Source organism: Candidatus Accumulibacter necessarius, assembly GCF_036625085.1.
Window position 1 is genome coordinate 51,324 of record NZ_JAZKUM010000014.1, and the last position, 20,514, is coordinate 71,837.

At 61.9% G+C, this 20,514-nt stretch carries 22 protein-coding genes; 5 read left to right on the forward strand and 17 right to left on the reverse strand.

The features are described from left to right. Nucleotides 1-134: 134 nt before the first annotated feature. Nucleotides 135-1,196 (reverse strand): CobW family GTP-binding protein, encoded by a 1,062-nt coding sequence (locus V5B44_RS24940; RefSeq protein ID WP_332361885.1) that lies wholly within the window; start codon nt 1,194-1,196, stop codon nt 135-137. 76 nt (nt 1,197-1,272) lie between these two features. After that, entirely contained in the window at nt 1,273-1,728 is a 456-nt protein-coding gene (locus V5B44_RS24945) for a Fur family transcriptional regulator (protein ID WP_332361887.1), read from the reverse strand. Nucleotides 1,729-2,057: 329 nt separating this feature from the next. Between V5B44_RS24945 and msrB the strand changes: the two genes are divergently transcribed. Together msrB and msrA are read left to right on the forward strand one after the other, a co-directional pair. Beyond that, nucleotides 2,058-2,570 (forward strand): peptide-methionine (R)-S-oxide reductase MsrB, encoded by a 513-nt coding sequence (gene msrB, locus V5B44_RS24950; RefSeq protein WP_332361889.1) that lies wholly within the window; start codon nt 2,058-2,060, stop codon nt 2,568-2,570. Beyond that, nucleotides 2,567-3,178, forward strand: a complete 612-nt coding sequence (gene msrA, locus V5B44_RS24955) for a peptide-methionine (S)-S-oxide reductase MsrA (RefSeq protein WP_332361891.1) — start codon at nt 2,567-2,569, stop codon at nt 3,176-3,178. Before msrB ends, msrA begins: the two co-directional genes overlap by 4 nt. A gap of 6 nt (nt 3,179-3,184) precedes the next feature. Here msrA and V5B44_RS24960 read toward each other — a convergent pair whose 3' ends face one another. The 5 genes from V5B44_RS24960 to V5B44_RS24980 form a co-directional block, all read right to left on the reverse strand. Next, a complete protein-coding gene (locus V5B44_RS24960; protein WP_332361893.1) occupies nt 3,185-4,375 on the reverse strand; it encodes a class I SAM-dependent rRNA methyltransferase in 1,191 nt (396 codons plus the stop codon). A 177-nt stretch (nt 4,376-4,552) separates the two neighbouring features. Next, nucleotides 4,553-4,684: a hypothetical protein gene (locus V5B44_RS24965; RefSeq protein WP_332361895.1), complete on the reverse strand. Its 132-nt coding sequence runs from the start codon at nt 4,682-4,684 to the stop codon at nt 4,553-4,555. An 87-nt stretch (nt 4,685-4,771) separates the two neighbouring features. Further along, nucleotides 4,772-5,425, reverse strand: a complete 654-nt coding sequence (locus tag V5B44_RS24970; protein ID WP_332361897.1) for a DUF47 domain-containing protein — start codon at nt 5,423-5,425, stop codon at nt 4,772-4,774. A 15-nt stretch (nt 5,426-5,440) separates the two neighbouring features. Further along, on the reverse strand, nt 5,441-6,484 hold the full coding sequence (locus tag V5B44_RS24975; RefSeq protein WP_332361899.1) for an inorganic phosphate transporter: 1,044 nt from the start codon (nt 6,482-6,484) through the stop codon (nt 5,441-5,443). A gap of 203 nt (nt 6,485-6,687) precedes the next feature. After that, the gene (locus V5B44_RS24980; RefSeq protein ID WP_332361447.1) at nt 6,688-8,049 is read right to left on the reverse strand and encodes an IS701 family transposase; all 1,362 of its coding nucleotides are present in this window, start codon (nt 8,047-8,049) and stop codon (nt 6,688-6,690) included. A 166-nt stretch (nt 8,050-8,215) separates the two neighbouring features. On the opposite strand from V5B44_RS24980, the gene ypfJ reads away from it, so the two are divergent. From ypfJ to V5B44_RS24995, 3 genes are all read left to right on the forward strand, one after another. Then, nucleotides 8,216-9,076, forward strand: a complete 861-nt coding sequence (gene ypfJ / locus V5B44_RS24985) for a KPN_02809 family neutral zinc metallopeptidase (protein ID WP_332361901.1) — start codon at nt 8,216-8,218, stop codon at nt 9,074-9,076. Further along, nucleotides 9,060-9,953, forward strand: a complete 894-nt coding sequence (locus V5B44_RS24990) for a peptidoglycan DD-metalloendopeptidase family protein (protein ID WP_332361903.1) — start codon at nt 9,060-9,062, stop codon at nt 9,951-9,953. Before ypfJ ends, V5B44_RS24990 begins: the two co-directional genes overlap by 17 nt. Nucleotides 9,954-10,199: 246 nt before the next feature. Beyond that, on the forward strand, nt 10,200-10,496 hold the full coding sequence (locus V5B44_RS24995; RefSeq protein ID WP_287632047.1) for a hypothetical protein: 297 nt from the start codon (nt 10,200-10,202) through the stop codon (nt 10,494-10,496). Here V5B44_RS24995 and V5B44_RS25000 read toward each other — a convergent pair. The 10 genes from V5B44_RS25000 to truA form a co-directional block, all read right to left on the reverse strand. After that, nucleotides 10,493-11,674 (reverse strand): O-succinylhomoserine sulfhydrylase, encoded by a 1,182-nt coding sequence (locus V5B44_RS25000; RefSeq protein WP_332361907.1) that lies wholly within the window; start codon nt 11,672-11,674, stop codon nt 10,493-10,495. The two genes, V5B44_RS24995 and V5B44_RS25000, sit on opposite strands and share 4 nt — an antisense overlap. Before the next feature lie 5 nt (nt 11,675-11,679). Further along, nucleotides 11,680-13,206, reverse strand: coding sequence for an amidophosphoribosyltransferase (purF, locus tag V5B44_RS25005; protein WP_332361909.1), 1,527 nt, complete (start codon nt 13,204-13,206; stop codon nt 11,680-11,682). Nucleotides 13,207-13,215: 9 nt separating this feature from the next. Further along, nucleotides 13,216-13,704 (reverse strand): CvpA family protein, encoded by a 489-nt coding sequence (locus V5B44_RS25010; protein WP_332361910.1) that lies wholly within the window; start codon nt 13,702-13,704, stop codon nt 13,216-13,218. After that, the gene (locus V5B44_RS25015; protein WP_332361912.1) at nt 13,701-14,627 is read right to left on the reverse strand and encodes an SPOR domain-containing protein; all 927 of its coding nucleotides are present in this window, start codon (nt 14,625-14,627) and stop codon (nt 13,701-13,703) included. Before V5B44_RS25015 ends, V5B44_RS25010 begins: the two co-directional genes overlap by 4 nt. 31 nt (nt 14,628-14,658) lie before the next feature. Beyond that, a complete protein-coding gene (gene folC, locus V5B44_RS25020) occupies nt 14,659-15,996 on the reverse strand; it encodes a bifunctional tetrahydrofolate synthase/dihydrofolate synthase (RefSeq protein WP_332361914.1) in 1,338 nt (445 codons plus the stop codon). 10 nt (nt 15,997-16,006) lie between these two features. Further along, nucleotides 16,007-16,879, reverse strand: a complete 873-nt coding sequence (accD, locus tag V5B44_RS25025) for an acetyl-CoA carboxylase, carboxyltransferase subunit beta (RefSeq protein WP_332361916.1) — start codon at nt 16,877-16,879, stop codon at nt 16,007-16,009. A gap of 11 nt (nt 16,880-16,890) precedes the next feature. Beyond that, nucleotides 16,891-17,700, reverse strand: coding sequence for a tryptophan synthase subunit alpha (gene trpA / locus V5B44_RS25030; RefSeq protein WP_332361918.1), 810 nt, complete (start codon nt 17,698-17,700; stop codon nt 16,891-16,893). A gap of 2 nt (nt 17,701-17,702) precedes the next feature. Next, on the reverse strand, nt 17,703-18,902 hold the full coding sequence (gene trpB / locus V5B44_RS25035; protein WP_332361920.1) for a tryptophan synthase subunit beta: 1,200 nt from the start codon (nt 18,900-18,902) through the stop codon (nt 17,703-17,705). Nucleotides 18,903-19,077: 175 nt separating this feature from the next. Beyond that, a complete protein-coding gene (locus V5B44_RS25040; RefSeq protein ID WP_332361922.1) occupies nt 19,078-19,698 on the reverse strand; it encodes a phosphoribosylanthranilate isomerase in 621 nt (206 codons plus the stop codon). Next, on the reverse strand, nt 19,695-20,513 hold the full coding sequence (gene truA / locus V5B44_RS25045) for a tRNA pseudouridine(38-40) synthase TruA (protein WP_332361924.1): 819 nt from the start codon (nt 20,511-20,513) through the stop codon (nt 19,695-19,697). Before truA ends, V5B44_RS25040 begins: the two co-directional genes overlap by 4 nt. Nucleotide 20,514 lies beyond the last annotated feature (1 nt).

Below are 20,514 nucleotides of genomic sequence, written 5' to 3' on the forward strand. Positions count from 1 at the left end.
CCGAATTCTAGCGTCTTCAGCAGTGCCACCGCCGGGCTTTGTCGGCTACGACACACTTGTGCCGCGAGCGCAAGCCTCAACCGGGACCGGAGCAAGGAAAACCGCGACCTCGAGACACGTCGACCGCGACCATTTCACTCGGCTTCAGCCAGCGCAGCAGCGTCACAGAACATGACGAAGGCCTGTTCGACAATGTCCCGTGCCAGCGCCCGGACGATGAACACCAGACGGCTCTGATGGTGATCATCCGGCCAGCTGGGCAGCGTCGATTCCGGGTAACGCATGTGCTGGACGCATTGCACGACCCGCGGTCCGGGCTCGCCTTCGACACTGATCAGGCCCTTGACGCGCAGGATGCGCTCACCGCAGGTAGCGAGCAGGACGTCGATCGCTTCAGCAAACTCCGGCCAGGCAAACGGCTGCTCGAAGCGCAATACGAAAGCATGCACCAGGGCATCGTGGCGGTTGACGTCATGTACGTGCGTCACCGGGTCGCTGCGACGTGCCGCCGCCACTCTTTCGTCGGCCAGCCAGCGACGCACGTCGGCGGTCTTGCTGGCCGGATCATAAAGCCCGCAGCCCATCAACTGCTCGGCGCCGATGGCCCCCATTCGCACCTCGATCTGCAGCGCACCGGGGTTGATGTGGGCCAGACGACGGGCGACGCCGGCAATCTCGTCGGGCGTCGACAGGTCACATTTGGTAAGCAACAGCCGGTCGGCCATCGCCACCTGCCGAACCGCCTCGAACTGGCGCCCGAGCTGACGATTGGCGTGGGTGACGTCAACCGCCGTAACCACCCCGTCGATGCGAAAGCGCTCGGCAATGAAGAAATCCTCGAGCAGCGTGTAGAGTACCGGTGCCGGATCAGCGAGGCCGCTGGTCTCAAGCAGCACGCGCGAGAAAGCAGGAATCTCGCGCCGCAGGCGGCGCATGAACAGCTCGCGCAGACTACGCGCCAACTCACCCCGCACGCTGCAGCAAAGGCATCCGGACGGGAGAACGACGATGCTTTCGTCAACCTTGTCGACCAGATGGTGGTCGACCGCGACATCGCCAAACTCGTTGATCAGCACTGCGGCGTTGGCCAGCGCCGGCTGCCGCAAAAGACGGTTGAGCAGCGTCGTCTTCCCGGCCCCGAGAAACCCGGTCAGGACGGTCACCGGGATTGCCCGCTGCTGGTCTAGCGCAGGCATTGCTTGCGGGCCTGCACGAGAGTTCGCCCACGAGCTTGCTCGCCGAAGCGGACCGCCTCAATCGTTGTCGCTCTGCTCATGGGTGCCCTCCGGTACACCTGGCGCAACGTCCCCGCAGATCGAGCTCGATGCGTGACAGCGAAAAGCCTTCCGGCAGACTCGGTGGCGTTGGCGGGGCAGCCTCGAGACAGAAAACACGCCCACAATCCTCGCAGCGGAAGTGCGTATGCGCCGCATGCTCGCCGATGGCAGCGGCCGAAAAGCGGAACACCCTTTGTGCATCGGTATTGCGGTGCGCCAGCCCGCTCTCGACCAGCCAGTCGAGCACCCGATACAAGGTGACGCGATCGAGAGCCAAATCGCCGAGCGCCTGCTCGATGTCGTGATGAGTCAACGCCGCCGGCGCAGCATGCAGCAGCCGCAGGACACGGACCCGCGCCGGCGTAGCGCGCGCGCCAGTCCGGCGAATCAGCAGCGCAGCGGCTTCAGCTTCTGCAGGCGAGTCGACAGACGGGTTCAGGACAGTCATCATGACTGCGAATTTAAGCACAGCCCACAAGCACATGCAACGCAGTTGCAGCTATCCGGCGTTACCGAAAGGTCGAATCCTTGCGATCGGAAGAAAGGCGTAAGGTTTCCTCCCCTGCAGACGACCATTCGTCGAGCCTCCGTTCTCCGCCGGAAAGCGTACCGACTTGGGGAACTGTCCCGGTGCTTTTCGGCCGAAAGGGGGTAAGGCTGGCATGGCGCGCGGATGACCGGGAAACGGTGGATCAGCTTGCCCCGAGTCAAGTCTCATTGCGAACGCCAGACGAGGCTGAGCGTCTGGCCGGGACAAATACGCTTCTTATGGAGAGAGTCATGGATCGTCGTCAATCACTGAAATGGCTGGGTGGGATATCCGCCTTCGCCCTGCCCGTAGCCGCTCCCGGCCCCAGTTGGGCTGGCGACAGCGCTGGCAGCAAACTGCAGAAGTCCAAAGCCGAATGGGCAACCCTGTTGCCACTGCCAGCCTATCGCGTCCTCTTTGAGGAGGACACCGAACGCGCCGGCAGCAGCCCCCTGAATCACGAGAAACGCGACGGCACCTTCGTTTGTGCCGCCTGCTACCTGCCGCTTTTCGACAGCTCGACAAAATACGAAAGCGGCACCGGCTGGCCGAGCTTCTGGCAGCACCTACCGGGAGCGGTCGCGACTCGAACCGACTTCAAGCTGATCTATCCCCGTACCGAGTACCACTGCAGCCGCTGCGGCGGGCATCAGGGCCACGTTTTCAATGACGGTCCCAAACCAACGGGCAAGCGCTACTGCAACAACGGCGTGGCGCTGGAGTTCGTGCCGCGAGCTGAGAAGCTGCCGGAATTGCGGACATGAGGACACGCCTGTTTCTTGCCACGCTATTGCTGCTCGTGATCGCCGGTCGCACCGGTGCAGCCGACCCGGGTACCGGCAAGACACCCGAGACCAAGACAGCGATTTTCGCTGGCGGCTGCTTCTGGTGCAGCGAGGCGGACTTCGAGAAGCTACCGGGAGTTATTGCCGCCGAATCCGGCTATACCGCAGGCAGAACGGTCAACCCGACCTACGAGCAGGTCAGCGCAGGCGGCACCGGTCACACCGAAGCCATCCGCGTCAGCTACGATCCGCGAAAGGTCAGCTATCCGCAACTGCTCGACCACTTCTGGCGGAGCATCGACCCGACGGTCAAGAACCGGCAGTTCTGCGACATCGGCACGCAGTACCGTAGCGGCATCTACTGGCAGAACGAAGGCGAACGCCAGGCTGCCGAAGCCAGTCGCGACGCGCTGCGGGCGAGCGGCAAGGTGGCACGTATCGAGACCGAGATCATTGCCGCCTCAACCTTCTACCCGGCCGAGGAGTATCACCAGGACTACTACAAGAAGAACTCGGTCCGCTATGCCTACTATCGCCTGTCGTGTGGCCGCGATGCGCGACTGAAACAGATCTGGGGGGGTGGTTGAGCGTTTTCAGTCGACCTGGCAAAGCAGGCCCTTGAGATACTCACCCTCACTGAAGTGGAGCGCCACCGGATGGTCTGGCGGCGCGGCAAGGCGGCGCAGGATGCGTCCCTCGCATCCTGCGTCGACCGCCGCATCGGCAACGATCTGCTGGAAGTGCTCGCTGCGAATGCCACCAGAACACGAGTAGGTCATCAGCAGGCCACCGGGATTGAGCAGGCGAAAGCCGAACGCGTTGATGTCCCGGTAGGCGCGCGCCGCGCGCTCGGCATGCGCGGCTGAAGGGGCGAATTTTGGCGGATCAAGAATCACCAGGTCAAAGCGCTGCCCCTCCTTCCGAAGTACGCGCAGCTCGTTGAACACGTCAGCCTCTCTCCATTCCGCACGACTCTCATCGAGTTGCGGGTTGAGCGCCAAGTTGGCCATGGCCGTCGCCAATGCAGGTCCAGAGGAGTCGATCGACAACACCCGGCTGGCACCGCCGGCGAGAGCCTGTAGCGAAAAACCGCCCGTATAGCAGAAGCAGTTTAGCGTCGCGCGATCCTTGGCAAGTTCACGCGTCAGCAGGCGATTATCGCGCTGGTCCAGATAGAATCCGGTCTTGTGGCCAGTCACGACGTCGACCTGCATGCGGACGCCGTTTTCGAGGATGGTCAGCGCTTCTTTCGGCGCCTCGCCGAGCACCCAGCCAGTCACTGGTTCAAGCCCCTCGAGCCGACGAACGTTTGAGTCCGATCGCTCGTAGATGCGCGTACAGCCGCTCGCCTGCTGCAGTGCGCCAACGATCGCCTGGCGCCATTTCTCCGGGCCGGCAGCCGTCAGTTGCAGGACGACGGTGTCGCCATAACGATCCGCAATCAGGCCAGGCAAGCCGTCGGACTCACCGTGAATCAGCCGCAAACCTTCCTGCCGATGCAGCTCGGGGGTCAACCGGCGACGTTCGACGGCGGCGTAAATGCAGCGCTTGAAGAAGGCATTGTCAACGATCTCCTCCGGATCAAAGGTCCACACCCTGGCTCGGATTTTCGACTGCGGGCTCCATGCCGCCTTCGCCAGGGGCCGTCCGTTGGCAGCCAAGACCTCGACCGTATCACCGGGCCGTACGCGGCCACTGAGCCTTTCGACTGCAGCAGCGAAAATCCAGGGGTGACGGCGAGCAAGCGAGCGATCCTTGCCGGGGAGAAGAACGAGTTGGGCCATGCTGAATATCCCGCGCCCGGCCTGGCGACCGGACGGTAATGTGTTTCGAGCAGCGCAGTGTATGCCAGGGATCAATCTGCTCGGACCCGAAGGCCGCTATGCCGGCAACACAGCCAAGAAAGCAAACGCGGCGCGATACCAGAGGCACGCGCCGCGCGTATTGCAAACACCGACAGGTCAGCTCTTGGGTTTTGCCGGAGTGCTCATCTCGGTTTGCCCGTCCTTGGCTTTCTCAGACGAGCAGGCGACAGCATATGCACTCGATAGCGCCAGCCCCAGGGCCAACACGCCGGCGGTCAGTTTCCCCATACGCTTCTCCTTGTTGCTGCCGACATTGGCGTCCTCACTCTAGCCCTATCGCTTGCCAAACACAACCCCAACCGCTGCAGTGCCTTATCAGCACAACTTGACGACGATGTTGTTCAGCGCGCGCGCGGCATCGGCGACGCGGTCAGCGGCATTCGACATGTGGCGATAGGTCTCACGACGCTTGAACATGTTGAGGTAATCGTCACCCTGGAAGAGCTCGACAATCGCTCGCCGATAGGCTTTTTCGGAAGTCCGTTCGGCTTTCCTGGCGGCGTTGGCGTCGATGCCAGCGGCAGCCGGGTCGGTTGCCAAGCGGGCAAAACCCTTGGCCAGAGCATCGGCGCCTTCGCGGATGTGCAGTGCCATCTGCAGGCTGTGCTTGTCCGGTTGAAGGTTCAGCATGTCCATCTCGACAACCGTCGACTTGCAGTAATTGACGATGTCGTCAAGCGTCGTGATCGCCCGGAAGAGGTCTTCACGGTCGACCGGTGTCGAGAAGGCGTCGCTCAGGACACTGAGGTTCGCGGCCTTGATCCGGTCGGCTTCGTGCTCGTCGTCGCGGACCCTCTGGCTGACCGAAACGTCGCCGGTTTCCATGAACTCGACCAGCAGGCGGGTGGTCTCCGCCGCGTTCGCGCTCTGCTCGGCGAGCATGCCGAAGAAGTCGGCAACGGTTGGGAAGACGCGCTCATAGAGACGGCGGAAAATGGGCTTGTTGTCTTCGGTTTGATTGTCGTCCATGGTTCATCTCCTCAGTTAGTGTTGGCCAAGTATGATTCTGGCCAGGGCGTAGCAAACAATGGCAGTCAGTGCTGAAGCCGGGATGGTGATCACCCAGGTCTTGGCAATGTCAACCGCCTTTTTCCAGCGCACGGCGCGTGGGCGCTCGGAATAGCCGATGCCCATGATCGAGGTGGCGACCACGTGCGTCGTCGATACCGGTGCCCCGACCACCGAGGCGGAGAGAATCAGCAGCCCGGAAGTGAGCTGCGAAGACAAGGCGTGCAGCGGTCGTACACGGTAGATGGCAAAGCCGAGCGTCCGCACAATCCGCCAGCCGCCGGACAGGATGCCGAGGGTGATCGCTGTGGCGCATGCCAGGACCACCCAGAACGGTACCTCGAATTTCGGGATGAAACCGCCGAGCAGCAGCACCAGCGTCAGCATGCCCATGCTTTTCTGCGCGTCGTTGGCGCCGTGCGAGAAGGCCAGGGTCGCCGCGCTGAGGAACTGCAGCTTGCGCAGAGTGTTGTTGGCGGTCGGCCTGGCGCCGGCCATCAGCTTCCGCCCGATACGGAAAACCAGGAATCCGACCCAGAAGCCGAGCAGCGGCGAGAGGAACAGCGACACCAGCACCTTCATCACGCCGATAAGCTTGCCGTCCTGCATCAGAGGCGACCAGCCCCAGATCACGTACTCGGAGCCGACGGCCGCCACCACGGCACCCGCAAGGCCACCAACCAACGCATGCGATGACGATGATGGAATGCCGAACCACCAGGTCGCGAGATTCCAGACAATGGCACCGAGCAAGCCGCAGAAGAGGATCAGCACCGCCAGGTGGGCGTCAACGGTCGACAGATCGACGAACTTGCCAATCGTGTTGGCTACCGCCGTCCCCCCGAGCAGTGGTCCGAGGAATTCGAAAACCCCGACAACCATGACCGCCTGTGCCGGCGTCATTGCCCGCGAAGCGATGATGGTCGCCACGATGTTCGCGGCATCGTGAAAGCCGTTGGTGTAATCGAAGAACAACACGATGATAACGGTCGCTACGGCAAGCCAAAATAGAGTATCCATACGCACCCTTCCTGTGAACGTGCCTCGTCGGCCCGCTTCTTGTAAAAAGTGCGCGGATTACGCACGAAAATCGAGCTTTGTCCACATTTTGTTCATGATGCCGACGGCGGAATCACATGCGGAGGATGAATCATGCATTGGCAGGAGCTCGGTCCTTTGCCCACCATTCTGCTAACATTAATTCTACTTTGTCAGATTGTCTTTCAATCTAATGCTGAGAGCATGGCGGCTTGCTTTCTGTAGGCGGATTCCATGGCTTTGTGCCGCCGTCGATGCCTATCGATGATGGATGCCGCGAGGTCTTCGTCGGTGACGATCTTGGTAGGCAGCCGATGGCGCATGATCTCTATCAAGTCACGGCAGGAGAGCAGTTCAGCCGTCTCGCGATGGGCCAGGCGCTCCTTGGCCAGGAACATGGTGGCGATCATGACCAGGGCCATGTGATGGTGCCACGCCTGCCAGCGGCGGACCTGATACTCGGCCATGCCGCAGGCGCTCTTGGCCTCTCGGAAGGACTGCTCGACGAAATGGCGCGCTCCCTGCATTTCCGCCAAGCGGCGCAAAGACGCCCTGGGCTTGGCATTGGACAGGCCGAATTTGAGTTTCGTCCCATCGAGTTCCCGTCGTACCAGGAGATGCCAACGGCTCGCCGACGGCGCCTCGCCGTCCCAGACCCACACCCGCTGGGTGAGATAGTCGGCCATCACCTCGCCCTTCTCGCCGTCACGGATCGACAGACGCCCCCAGGCGGATGCCGACTGCGTGGCTGCCCACGCGGCCACCGTCATGGGCACCGCCGTGGTCCGCAGCCGACGGGGCGCTCGACCCTTCGACGAACGACGAGCCGCCACCGCGGGTGCGGGATCCTGGAGATAGATCGCCTGATCCGAATGCACCTCAGCGAAGAAGATCTCTCCCTCGACATCCAGTTCCCCGAGCAGCCAGGGCAAGTGCCCGTAGCCGCCATCAAAGGCGACGAAAGAGAAGTGCAAGCCTTCCCGCCTCAGGCGAATTACCATGTCCAGAGCGATCTCGCCCTTGGTGCGGAACGTCTGCGCCTCCTCAGGCACCCCCACCGCCTCGCAACGTGTCGTATCTTTGGCCCACTTCTCCGGCAGATACAAGTCGGCATCCACCACGCTTGCTACGCCATCGCGCGTCACCGCCGCGAAGACGCCCACCTGACAGTTATCGACCTTCCCCAAGCGACCGTTCCACTGCCGCGCCACGCCCGCGGACATGTTTCCCTTCTTCCCGAACGCGCTCTCGTCCAGGAGTAGAGCGCTGGGATAGCCGAAGTGGGCGTTGGCATCGACCACCAGTTGCCGACGCACCGCGCGCCGATCCCAATTGGATTCGCTAAGCATATGATGCAGTGGCTGATAGCGGCTGTCGGATACGGTTTCCGCCATGCACTCCAGGTTACGGCGCGAACTCTGGAACAGCCCGTGCAGATACCGGCGCGCGGTGTCTTCTACCGAACGGGTCCGGCTTCGAAAGCAATGGAGATAGGGCGCGAAGTGCGAATCGAAGTGCTCGAGTGCCGAAGCGACCAGCGAAGATATGCTATCGACGTAATGGAGTTGACATTGTCATTTACAACTCCATGAATAGATTAAACAATCACGACGTATGGCATTCTAGCACATGACAAACGCAGATCACAGGAAGGCGAATACGAATCTGACAAAGTAGAATTAAGCCCGATCGAAACGCACTCAGGGAAAGATCATGCGTCTGGATGACCAGCAGGCGAGTCAGAACGTCGAGGACAGAAGGGGTGGCGGAGGGGGTATCGGACGGGGAAGCGTCGGTATCGGCACGCTGGTCATAGCGCTCGCTGCCGGCTATTTTTTTGGCATCGATCCGGCGGTGATCCTCGGATTGGCATCGAGCCCTGGTCCCTCCACGCCAGCAATACGACCCGCACAGAAACCGCCGGCCAGCGACGAGATGGCCACCTTTGTTGCCAAGGTGCTCGGCAGCACCGAGACCACCTGGCAGATGGTTTTCAGTGAGGCCGGGCGTCGCTACCGGGAACCAAAGCTGGTGCTGTTTACCGGCTCCACGCCGACGGCATGTGGCACGGGAAAGTCGGCGATGGGCCCGTTCTACTGCCCCGCCGATCAGAAGGTCTACATCGACCTGGCGTTCTACCGCGACCTCAGGGAGCGCTTTCACGCCCCTGGCGAGTTTGCCCAGGCCTACGTGATCGCGCACGAGGTCGGTCACCATGTGCAGAACCTGCTCGGTATTTCCGACAAGGTCCACGCGGCACAGCAGCGCAGTGGCAACAAGGCCGCGGCGAATGAGTTGTCGGTGCGGCTCGAACTGCAGGCGGACTGCTTCGCCGGCGTCTGGGGACATCGCGCCGACAGCATGCAGAAGATCCTTGAACCAGGCGAAACCGAGCAGGCGCTCACGGCCGCCTCGGCAATCGGTGACGATCGCCTGCAAAGGCAGACGCAGGGCCAGATCGTCCCCGAGTCGTTCACCCACGGCACTTCCGAGCAACGCGTGCGCTGGTTCAAACGAGGAATGGAGTCGGGTGACGTGCGGCAGTGCGATACGTTCAATGCGGCGTCGCTTTAGCCAGCGGGAATCCGAACCGACCATGCTCGCCCGCTGCGGGGTCGCTGCTATTTGCTTGAGCCTGTTGCTCTTCCTGCCGCCGCCCGCGCGCGCGGCCTTGCCCCGGGCGGCCAGCGTCCCCGGCGGGGTGGCCCTGGTTTCGCTCGGCCCGGTTTTCGCTGAGGTGGGCCAGCCGCGCGCCTGGCTTGGCGAGCAGCCTGTTCTGGTTGCTGCGGAGGCCGGTCAGTGGTTCGCCGTGGTCGGACTGGCGCTCGATACCGAGCCAGGCGAACACGAACTGCGGGTCGCAACGGGAGAGCGCGAAACGCGCAGCATCGCCTTCAGTGTTGCCGCGAAGAACTATCCGGAACAGCGGATCACGCTCAAGGATACCGGCAAGGTGCAACTTTCGCCCACCGACCTGGAGCGCGTGGAGGGCGAGATCGCCGCCATCCGGAAACTCAAGCGTCATTGGCGCGGCACAGAAGATGCTGACACGAGTTTCGTCCTGCCAGCGGACGGACGGCTGACCGGGCGGTTCGGCGTGCGCCGGTTCTTCAACGGCGAGCCACGTTCGCCGCATGCCGGCTTCGACATCGCTGCCGCGCGCGGGTCGCCCGTCAAGGCCAATGCGCCGGGTATCGTGCTGGCCAGCGATGACTATTTCTTCAACGGCAAGACCGTGTTCGTCGATCACGGCAATGGTCTGATCAGCATGTACTGCCATCTCGACCGCATCGATGTACAGCCCGGGGAGGCGGTCAGCAAGGGACAGCGGCTCGGACTGGTGGGGATGACCGGCCGCGCGACCGGCCCACACCTCCACTGGAGCGTGATTCTAAACGGCACCATGGTCGATCCGGAGCTGTTTGTCTCCAGGCCAGCCAAGACACGCTGATCCGGGGTATTGGTTACCAGGCGAACGCCCCCGTGGCTGCCAATCCAGCCCCGAGCGTCTGCCTCCCGCATCGTAGAACGAATTTCCTTCTTGAAAGAGGGCGCGCTCTGTGCGACATTTCGGACACCAAGGACAGCTCGACCTCGTTGAACCTCCAGCCATGATCGGTCATACGGCTCCGGCCTGCCGTGGCAGGCGGTTTTGCGGAACCAGCCTCCTTTCCAACATCAGCAACAGGGAGAAGACATGAAGCACGTGATCTGGGTACTGTGGCCGGCGTTCATCGCGGCGGGAATCGCAGAAGTGCTTTTCTTCACGATGATCGATCCGGCGCAGCTATACCTGTTCGGAGAACGTGTCGAATGGTCGGCGACGGCCACCTACTCTACTGGCTTCTTTCTCTTCTGGCTGGTCTGCATTTGCTCGAGCCTGATGACTTACTTCATGATGCCGAGCGTCGCCAAGGAGGCGCTCAGGAAAGCCGCCAGCGAGCGCGAAGACTTGGCCCGACCCAAGCGCCGGGAACCCGCCGGCAGCAGCTAGATCGACGACAAGCCGGAGTCGAGGTCGTTCTGCAGATCCACCACGGCTTCGAGTCCAACCGCGATCCGCAGCAAGTCCTCGCCGATGCCGGCCGCCGCGCGCTGCTCCGGGGTGATGCGAGCATGCGTGGTTGAGGCCGGATGCGTCAGAGTGGTCTTGGTGTCCCCGAGATTGGCCGTGATCGACAGCAAACGACAGCTGTCCACCACCTTCCAGGCTTCGGCCCGCGCGCCGTCGACGACGAAGGAGACAATCGCGCCGCCGCTTTTCTGCTGGCGACGCGCAAGGTCGAACTGCGGGTGAGACGGCAAGCCAGGGTAGTAGACCCGCCTGACCCGGGGATGTTTCTCCAGCCACAGCGCAAGCTGCAGTGCTCTTGACGACTGCGCTTCGAGGCGAATCTGAAGTGTCTCCAGCCCTTTCAGCAAGACCCAGGCGTTGAAAGCGGAGAGCGTCGGCCCGGCGGTGCGCAAGAACTTGAAGACCTCGTCGGTCAACCTTTTTGGCCCGGCGACGGCGCCGCCGAGGACGCGCCCCTGCCCATCGAGGAACTTGGTCGCCGAATGGACAACCAGATCAGCACCAAGATCAAGTGGTCGCTGCAAGATCGGCGTGCAGAAGCAGTTGTCAACCGCCAGCAACACCCCCTGCGCGTGTGCAACTGTCACCAGAGCGCCGATGTCGGCGATTTCGGTCAGAGGATTCGACGGCGTTTCAAGAAAGAAGAGCTTGGTTTCCGGCCGCATCGCGGCTTGCCACGCAGCGACGTCGGTTTGGGCGACGAAGCTGGTCCCGATTCCGAAACGCGGCAGGATGGTGCCGAGCAACTGCTGGGTTGCGCCGAACAAACCTGTCGAGGCGACGATGTGATCGCCGCTGCTGCATAGCGCCATCACCAGCGAGAGAATGGCCGACATTCCGGAAGCGGTGGCAACGCAAGCCTCCGCACCTTCCAGGGCGGCCAGACGATGCTGGAAGGCGGAGACCGTCGGATTGGTGAAACGCGAGTACACATTGCCTTCTTCCTCGCCCGAGAAACGAGCGGCGGCCTGCGCCGCAGTGGTAAAGACAAAACTCGACGTCAGATACAACGCTTCACTGTGCTCGTTGAACTGGCTCCGTTCCTGCCCGGCACGCACTGCCAGCGTCTCCAGGGCGTATTTTGGGCTGGTGTCCATCTCCTTCAGCCTGCAGACATCAGGTTCAACTGCAACTGCCGCGACGCCCGGCGCTCTTCCTTGGTCGTTGTACGGTGACCTTCTCTGGCCATCTCGATGGCCATCAGGTACTCCGGGCTGACATCGCCGGTTACGTAAGAGCCATCAAAGCACGAGGTATCGAAGTGACACAGCGAGGGTTTGAGGTCACGAACCGAAGCCTTCAACGCTTCCAGGTCCTGATAGACCAGAGCGTCGGCACCAATTTCGACGCCTATCTCCTCGCCAGTACGACCGGTGGCAATCAGTTCCGCACGCGTCGGCATGTCGATGCCATAGACATTGGGGTAGCGCACGGGCGGCGAAGCAGAAGCAAAGTAAACCATTAGTGCACCGGCAGCACGGGCCATCTCGACAATCTCGCGGCTGGTCGTGCCGCGCACGATCGAATCGTCGACGAGCAGGACACGCTTGCCCCTGAACTCCTGTGCCACGGTGTTGAGCTTCTGGCGAACCGACCGCGCGCGCGTCGCCTGACCGGGCATTATGAAGGTGCGACCGATGTAGCGGTTCTTGACAAAGCCTTCACGATACGGGACGCCGATGCGCTGCGCCAGCTGCATCGCCGACGGACGACTCGAATCGGGGATCGGGATGACGACATCAATCTGCTCAACAGGAATGTGCTTCACGAGTTTGTCGGCCAGATGCTCACCCATACGCAAACGTGCTTCGTAGACCGATACGCCGTCGATCACCGAGTCCGGCCGGGCGAGATAGACAAACTCAAAAATACAGGGAGACAGGGCCGCATTCGTCGCACATTGACGTTGGTGCAGACGGTGCTCGAGATCGATGAAGACCGCCTCACCCGGTGCGACATCGCGCAGCACCTGAAAACCCAGGGTATCCAGCGCCACCGACTCGGAAGCAAACAGGTACTCGGGACCTGCGGACGTCTCGTTGATACCGAAGATCAGGGGTCGAATCCCGAAGGGATCACGGAAGGCAAGCATGCCGTGACCAGCGATCATCGCCACCACTGCGTAAGCCCCCCGACAGCGTCGATGCACTGCAGAAACTGCGGCAAAAATCGTATCGAGATCCAGCCGACACCCGCTGGCTGTGGTCTGCAGTTCATGTGCCAGCGTGTTGAGCAGAACCTCGGAATCAGATCCGGTGTTGATGTGTCGCAGATCCTGAAGGAACATCTCCTGCTTGAGTTGCTCGGCATTGGTCAGGTTGCCGTTGTGTCCGAGAACGATGCCGAACGGGGAGTTGACATAGAAGGGCTGCGAGAGGGCCGCGTCGAACGCCGAACCGGCAGTCGGGTAACGGCAATGGGCGATCCCCATGTTACCCGGCAAAGCCCGCATGTTGCGCGTCCGAAACACGTCGCGCACCAGTCCCGACCCCTTGTGCATGTGAAAGGCATCGTCCTCGACTGTCACGATGCCGGCCGCGTCCTGCCCTCGATGCTGCAAGACCATCAAGCCATCATAGAGCAGCTGATTGACCGGCGTGGTTGCGACAACCCCAAGAATTCCGCACATAATCTTTACCTACCCAAACCTGATTCGTCTAGCCACGTCGGTTGGCAGCCAAGGCTTGCTTGCCAGAACGGCTGTTTCAAGGGGAGCGGAAAAATACGCCTCACTCCACCACTTTTCCTTCGGCAGCGCCGTCATCCCACCAACAGCAACGAGGACCATAACGATCAACAAGCCCCTGGCGACCCCGAAGATGATCCCCAACAGGCGATCGCTCAAGGTCATGCCCAATGCCTTGAGCAAGCCGCGCACTGCCAGGCGAAGCAGCGCCATGGCAAACAGCACGGCCACGAACACCGTCACCCAGGCGGCGACGAGGCGGAGGGCCGGGTCGGCAATGCCTACGAACCATTGAGCAAACTGTTCGCCCCACCACTTGGCTGCGAAGAAAGCGAGCACCCAGGCCGCCAGAGCGATGATCTCACCCACCACACCCCGCCACATCCCCAGCAGGAGCGAGACGACGACGATACACAGCACAAGGTAATCAAAGACAGTCATTGCCTACCGGCGACGACCCCGCTGACGCCAATCTTTTTCAACTTCTCGAGCGCCTTCTCGGCAGTCTCTCGATTGGGGAAGGGTCCGGCGCGCACGCGTGTTTTCTTGCCGTCCGGCGTATCGAGAATTTCTGTATAGGTACTGACACCGGCGCCGTTGATTTTTCCCTGTAACTGTTTGGCGTTCTCGGGATTGGCAAAGGCTCCGATGAGAATCACCGCCGGCCCACCAGCGCCCGATCTTGCCGGCGCGGCTTCGGACGGCTTGCCGGCGGGGACCGTAGCGGAACGTTGGAGGTCGTCAGCAGGTGGTTTGCCCACCTCGTCTGCACCCGTCTCGGGTGGCTTCTCAGCCGGCTTGTCGGCCTTCTTTACGGGTGGCTTTTCCGGCACCTTGTCCGTGACTTTCGCGACAGGCTTCTCCACCGCCTTTTCAGGCGCCTTCTCGGCGGGCTTGCTGACTTTCTTTTCAGCCGGCTTTTCCTGCATCTTCTCAGCCGACTTGATGCCTTTCTTGTCCGCCTTTTCTGGGGGCTTATCAGCCGACTTGGCAGATTTCTTTTCGCTCGCCTTCTCGTCTGTCTTCTCGCCTGACCGGACCGCCGCAATGACCGCAGCCTTTTCCGCCAGCGCCGCTGGGGCTTCGCCGGATGAGGAGGCCAGTGCGCTGTGTTTCTCGCCTCCCGCCTCACTCGCTGCAGCGGGCAGGGAAGGTGTCGCTCTTTCGGCCAGTTCCTTCGGCCGGAACGGCACTTGGTCCTGGCCGGGAATTCGTATCTGGACGTCCTGGATCGGTCGCTTTGGTTCCTCGTCCATAACCATGGGCAGGACCACGGCCGCCAGTGCGGCAAACGCCACCGCCCCGACGAGGCGGCGACGCGCCCGTTTCTTCAACTGCAGCTGCGGGTCAGGTGATTCACTCATCGGTATCGGGGATCCACTCGCATCGCTTCAATCAGCGACCATTCTGCATGCTGCGCATGACGGCCGCGACCGTGTAGAACGATCCAAAGACGACAATTCTATCATTTTCACCGGCCAGCTCGGCAGAACGCGCGAAGGCTTCGTCTGGCGAAGCGAAGCGCTCGACGCAGCCACCCAGGCCAGTCCCTTTCACCACCGCCTCGAGAACTTCCGACGACGTACCCCGTGGCACCTTGAGGTCAGCCAGCAGCCACAGGTCAACCTTGCCCGCCAGTGGCGCCAACGAGCCCGCTATGTCCTTGTCACCGAGCATGCCGACGACGGCCATCGTCCTCGCGCAAAAAGGCATTTCGCCGAGCCTGGCGGCGAGACCTGCTAAAGCCTGCGGATTGTGCGCCACATCGAGGACAACGACCGGACGCCCAGGGATAACCTGAAAGCGCCCCGGCAAATCCAGCTCGATCAGCCCCCGCCTTATCGCCTGCATCGGGACTGGCAGCGGCTCCCTGAGCAACTCGATGGCGTCGAGCGCAGCAGAGGCATTACGCAACTGGCCCGCCCCCCGCAAGGCTGGATTTGCCAGGCCACTGCGCCGCAGACCCCTGCGGGCCCAGAAGGTCCACTGTAACTGGTCGCCAAAATAGCCGAAATCGCGGCCGAGCAAGTGGACATCGGCGCCGATTGCCCGCGCCTGGTCGAGGAGCGACTGTGGCGGATCGGGATCGGCACAGATTGCCGGCCTACCAGCACGAAAGATGCCTGCCTTCTCGAAAGCAATCGATTCGCGTGTCGGCCCCAGCCAGTTGGTATGATCCAGCGCAATACCGGTTATCACCGCGCAATCGGCGTCGTAGGCATTGACCGCGTCCAGGCGCCCACCCAGCCCGACTTCGAGGATGAGGACTTCGACCTGACGACTGGAAAAGACCTCGATGGCAGCAAGTGTACCGAACTCGAAGTAGGTCAGGGCTATGCCACCGGCAGCCTGCCTCGCCGCCTCAACCCGGGCAAAGGCCTCGCACAGACCACTGTCGTCTACCGGCAGCCGGCCAATCCGCACCCGCTCGTTGTATTCGAGCAGATGCGGCGAGGTGTAGCAGCCTACTCGGTAACCGGCAAAGCTGTACATGGCTTCCAGGTAAGCGCAGGTCGAACCCTTGCCGTTGGTACCACCAACCGTGATCACCGGACATTGCAGATCCTGAGACAACACATCCTTGACGCGAAGGACTCGCTCCAGACCCAGTTCGATGCCACACTGCCCGCTCGGGTGGAGGCTCTCCAGATGTGCCAGCCAGGACGTCAGGCTGGCGTCGGAGAGCGCTAGCGGATCTGCTGGAGGCTGCGCTCGGCCCTGGTCATCACTCACGCGCTGCTCATCACTGCGTTACGGGCCGCTTCTGAAGCAAAGTGAGCAACCGAGCAACCCGGTCCCTCATTTCTCGACGATCCACGATCATGTCGATTGCTCCTTTGTCGAGCAGGAATTCGGAACGCTGGAAACCCTCCGGCAGGGTCTCGCGAACGGTCTGTTCGATGACCCGCGGGCCAGCAAAGCCGATCAAGGCACCCGGTTCGGCAATCACCACATCGCCGATGAAAGCAAAGGACGCCGACACGCCACCCATCGTTGGGTCAGTAAGAATCGAGATGAACGGGAGCTTCGCTTGCGAAAGACGGGTCAATATCGCCGTCGTCTTGGCCATCTGCATCAGTGAGAACAGACCCTCCTGCATGCGCGCACCGCCCGACGCGGTGACACAGATAAACGGCAGGCCGTGCGCGACCGCGGCCTGCACCCCGCGCACGAAGCGCTCGCCAAGCACGGACCCCATTGAGCCGCCCATGAAGTCGAACTCGAAAACAGCGATGACCACCGGCAAGGTCCTGATCGAGCCCCGCACCACCACCAGCGCGTCGGTTTCGCCGGTCGCCTTGGTGGCGTCCCGCAAGCGCTCCGGATAGCGGCGGCTGTCCTTGAACGAGAGCGAATCGACCGGCAGCACCTCCGAAGCAATCTCGCAACGTCCCTCCGCATCCAGCAGCAGATCGATGCGGGCGCGCGATTCCAGGCGCTGGTGATGACCGCACTTGGGACAGACGTTGCAGTTTTTCGCCAAATCGGTCGCATAGAGGACCGCTTCGCACGCCGGGCACTTGCTCCACAAGCCCTCCGGCAGCGACGATTTTCGCGCCACACCACTGTCGTTGCGCTTGATTTTTGGCGGCAGCAGTTTGTTCAGCCAGCCCATGTTGTTCCTCTCTAAGCCTCTGCTACACCATCCATGCCACGACGGATGTCTGCCACCAGGGTGATCACGTTGGCACACGCCTTGTCCGATGCGGACCGCTCGATTTCTTCGATGATCCGGCTGCCAACGACAACCGCATCGGCAATCTCAGCCACGGCAGCGGCAGTCGCCGCGTCGCGGATACCAAAACCGACCCCCACCGGGACCCCGGTACGCGCCCGGATTTCCGGAATGCGGGCGGCCACGGCAGCGACGTCAAGAGACGCCGAGCCGGTAACCCCCTTCAGCGAAACGTAATAAATATAGCCACTGGCCAGAGCGCCAACCTGGGCAATACGGGCATCGCTCGAAGTCGGGGCCAGCAGAAAAATTGGATCGAGCGCGTAACGGCGTAGGGTCTGTGCAAACTCGACACCTTCCTCGGGTGGATAGTCGACCACCAGGACCCCGTCCACCCCGGCCGCGCAGGCAGCAGCGGCAAAGGCTTCGACGCCCATGGCCTCAATCGGATTGGCATAGCCCATGAGGACAATCGGCGTCTGCTGGTTGTCGGCGCGAAAATCGGTCACCTGCATGAGCACCTGGCGCAGGCTGACCCCTTTCGCCAGGGCTCGCTCGGAAGCCCTCTGGATGGTTGGTCCGTCGGCCATCGGATCAGAGAAGGGCACACCCAACTCGATGATGTCAGCCCCGGCACGGACCAGCGCATGCAGCAGAGGCACGGTCAGTCTCGGATCCGGATCGCCCGCCGTGATGAACGGAATCAGCGCCTTTCGCCCCTGCGCCTGCAGGCGCTCGAATACAGCCTTTATTCTCGCCATGGTCAGAATTTGATACCTGATTTTTCGGCTACGGTGTGCATATCCTTGTCACCACGGCCGGAGAGGTTGACCAGCAAGAGCTTGTCCTTGGGCAGGGTCGGCGCCAGCCTCGCTGCGTAGGCCAGGGCATGGCTCGATTCGAGCGCCGGGATGATGCCTTCGAGACGGCACAGGTCATGAAACGCAGCAAGCGCCTCAACATCGCTGACGCTGACGTACTCGGCACGACCGCTGTCTTTCAGCCACGCGTGCTCAGGGCCAACACCCGGATAGTCGAGGCCGGCCGAGATCGAGTGCGTCTCGATGATCTGCCCATTGTCGTCCTGAAGCAGATAGGTCCGGTTGCCGTGCAGCACGCCTGGCCGACCAGCCGTCAATGAGGCGGCGTGACGTCCTGTCTCAATCCCCTCACCCGCCGCCTCGACACCAATCAGACGCACACCAGCGACCGGGATGTAGGGATAGAAAATTCCCATGGCATTGGAACCGCCGCCCACGCAGGCAATTACGGCATCAGGCTGACGACCACACTGTTCCTGCATCTGAGTGATCGACTCACGACCAATGACGGACTGGAAATCACGCACCATCATCGGATAGGGATGCGGACCGGCCACCGTCCCGATGATGTAGAAAGTTTCGGCGACGTTGGTCACCCAGTCGCGCATGGCTTCATTCAAGGCATCCTTGAGTGTCCTCGAACCACTCTCCACGGGCACCACGCTCGCTCCCAGCAGCTTCATGCGGTAGACATTGGCAGCCTGCCGCCGAATGTCTTCCGAACCCATGTAAACCACACATTCCATGCCGTAGCGCGCGGCCACCGTCGCCGTCGCCACACCATGCTGGCCGGCACCGGTCTCGGCGATGACCCGCGGCTTGCGCATACGCCGGGCAAGCAAGGCCTGACCGATGCAATTATTGATCTTGTGTGCACCCGTATGGTTCAGATCCTCGCGCTTCAGGTAGATCTGTGCTCCGCCGAGCACGTCCGACAAGTGCCTGGCGTGATAGATCGGACTTGGCCGACCGACATAATGCTTGAGTTCATAATCGATTTCGGCGATGAACTCCGGATCGCGCTGGGCAGCCGCATACGCCTCTTTCAGTTCATCCAGCGCAGCGATCAGGGTTTCAGCGACGAAGACGCCACCGTAAGGGCCAAAATGGCCACTAGCGTCAGGTAAATCATGATCATGCACGGCCCAACCTCCTTGCAACCTGTTGCGACAAAATGTTTTCACAGCATCCGGTAGACAACGCCAGATGCCGCCTCAGGTGTGCTTGGCCAAGTGGTGTCGCCAGCAGGTTCGCGTCAGACCGCCAGAGTTCCTGCGCATGATCAATCCCGTGAATACATTCCGCATCAAACGTTGCTCAGAATTCGCTCGCCCGGACTGCGGCCACGAAGGCACGGATCTTGTCGGCATCCTTGATTCCCTTGCGGACCTCGACACCCGACGAGACATCAACCGCCTCGGGGCGAAAGCGACGCACCGCCTCGCCGACATTATCTGCAGTCAGCCCACCCGAGAGAACCAAGGGCTTGCCCAGCGAGGGAGGCACCAACGACCAGTCGAACATCCTGCCCCCGCCGCCGTATCCGTCCACGAAGGCATCGAGAAGGATCGCCTGCGCCGACGGGAAGGCGGCCGCGTATTGTACCAAATCCATGCCCGGCCTGACGCGCGCCGCCTTGATGTAAGGTCGATCGAACTGACGACAGTAGGCCTCATCTTCGTCGCCGTGCAACTGCAGCAGGTGAATCGGTACTGCGGCCAGAGTCGCCCGTACCGTAGCCGGATCCGCGTTGACGAAAAGCCCGACAATGCTGACAAAGGGCGGCACCCCGCGTGCCAGCCGCGCTGCCGTCAGCAGATCAACGCAGCGCCTGCTCGGCGGGTAGAACACTAGGCCAATCGCATCAGCTCCGGCCTGCACGGCCTGCTGCAGGTCCTCGATGCGCGTCAACCCACAAATCTTGATGCGCGGCTTCATCGGCCAGCCTGGACTGCGCTGCAGAGGTCGGCAGCAAAAGGCAGATATACCGTCTCGTCGGCAACCGGCAAACCCCACTGCGGAGGGTATCTGACAACCAGCAGATACAGACCAGCGGCAGCAAATGTCGGCGCCGCCAGGCGGCGGTCGCCCTTGGCCAGCAACTCGGCAATCCATTCCGGTGGATGCTTGCCCTGACCGACAGCAACCAGACTGCCAACCAGGTTGCGCACCATGTGGTGAAGGAAAGCGGAGGCCTCGAAATCGAAGATCACGAGATCGCCAGAACACCCGATGTCGGCCCGGCGCATGATTTTCACAGGCGAACTGGCCTGACACTCGGCCGCCCGAAAGGCGGAAAAATCGCGCTCGCCAAGCAGGTATCCCGCGGCCGACTGCATCCTCGGCAGATCGAGTGGATGATGATGCCAACCCACCCGTCCCTGCCATGCACCCGGTCGGTGTGGCCGGTTGAGCAGGAGATAGCGATAGCGCCGAGAATAGGCCGAAGACCTGGCATGGAAGTTGTCCGCGACCACCTGCGCCCAACGGACCGCGACGGCGGGCGGCAGGAAGGTATTGAGACCACGCACCCAGGCGAACATTGAGCGCTCGATGGTGGTGTCAAAATGCACCACCTGCCCGATGGCATGGACGCCGGCATCGGTCCGACCGGCGCAGATGACATGCACCGGGACCCCGGCAAACTGCTGCAACGCGTCCTGCAGAGCATCCTGCACGGTCCCGCCACCCGGCTGCTTCTGCCAGCCACGAAAGCCACTGCCGTCGTACTCGACAGCCAGAGCGATCCTCATC

Bases quoted from the DNA above. Each gene is read 5' to 3' on its own strand.
- trpA (WP_332361918.1), bottom strand. From the start codon at position 17,700: ATGGCGAGAATAAAGGCTGTATTCGAGCGCCTGCAGGCGCAGGGGCGA.
- purF (WP_332361909.1), bottom strand. From the start codon at position 13,206: ATGTGCGGAATTCTTGGGGTTGTCGCAACCACGCCGGTCAATCAGCTG.
- truA (WP_332361924.1), bottom strand. From the start codon at position 20,513: ATGAGGATCGCTCTGGCTGTCGAGTACGACGGCAGTGGCTTTCGTGGC.
- V5B44_RS25015 (WP_332361912.1), bottom strand. From the start codon at position 14,627: ATGAGTGAATCACCTGACCCGCAGCTGCAGTTGAAGAAACGGGCGCGT.
- V5B44_RS24945 (WP_332361887.1), bottom strand. From the start codon at position 1,728: ATGATGACTGTCCTGAACCCGTCTGTCGACTCGCCTGCAGAAGCTGAA.
- ypfJ (WP_332361901.1), top strand. From the start codon at position 8,216: ATGCGTCTGGATGACCAGCAGGCGAGTCAGAACGTCGAGGACAGAAGG.
- V5B44_RS25000 (WP_332361907.1), bottom strand. From the start codon at position 11,674: ATGGACACCAGCCCAAAATACGCCCTGGAGACGCTGGCAGTGCGTGCC.
- msrA (WP_332361891.1), top strand. From the start codon at position 2,567: ATGAGGACACGCCTGTTTCTTGCCACGCTATTGCTGCTCGTGATCGCC.
- V5B44_RS24940 (WP_332361885.1), bottom strand. From the start codon at position 1,196: ATGCCTGCGCTAGACCAGCAGCGGGCAATCCCGGTGACCGTCCTGACC.
- V5B44_RS24990 (WP_332361903.1), top strand. From the start codon at position 9,060: ATGCGGCGTCGCTTTAGCCAGCGGGAATCCGAACCGACCATGCTCGCC.
- V5B44_RS25040 (WP_332361922.1), bottom strand. From the start codon at position 19,698: ATGAAGCCGCGCATCAAGATTTGTGGGTTGACGCGCATCGAGGACCTG.
- V5B44_RS24960 (WP_332361893.1), bottom strand. From the start codon at position 4,375: ATGGCCCAACTCGTTCTTCTCCCCGGCAAGGATCGCTCGCTTGCTCGC.
- V5B44_RS25010 (WP_332361910.1), bottom strand. From the start codon at position 13,704: ATGACTGTCTTTGATTACCTTGTGCTGTGTATCGTCGTCGTCTCGCTC.
- V5B44_RS24975 (WP_332361899.1), bottom strand. From the start codon at position 6,484: ATGGATACTCTATTTTGGCTTGCCGTAGCGACCGTTATCATCGTGTTG.
- accD (WP_332361916.1), bottom strand. From the start codon at position 16,879: ATGGGCTGGCTGAACAAACTGCTGCCGCCAAAAATCAAGCGCAACGAC.
- V5B44_RS24970 (WP_332361897.1), bottom strand. From the start codon at position 5,425: ATGGACGACAATCAAACCGAAGACAACAAGCCCATTTTCCGCCGTCTC.
- msrB (WP_332361889.1), top strand. From the start codon at position 2,058: ATGGATCGTCGTCAATCACTGAAATGGCTGGGTGGGATATCCGCCTTC.
- V5B44_RS24965 (WP_332361895.1), bottom strand. From the start codon at position 4,684: ATGGGGAAACTGACCGCCGGCGTGTTGGCCCTGGGGCTGGCGCTATCG.
- V5B44_RS24995 (WP_287632047.1), top strand. From the start codon at position 10,200: ATGAAGCACGTGATCTGGGTACTGTGGCCGGCGTTCATCGCGGCGGGA.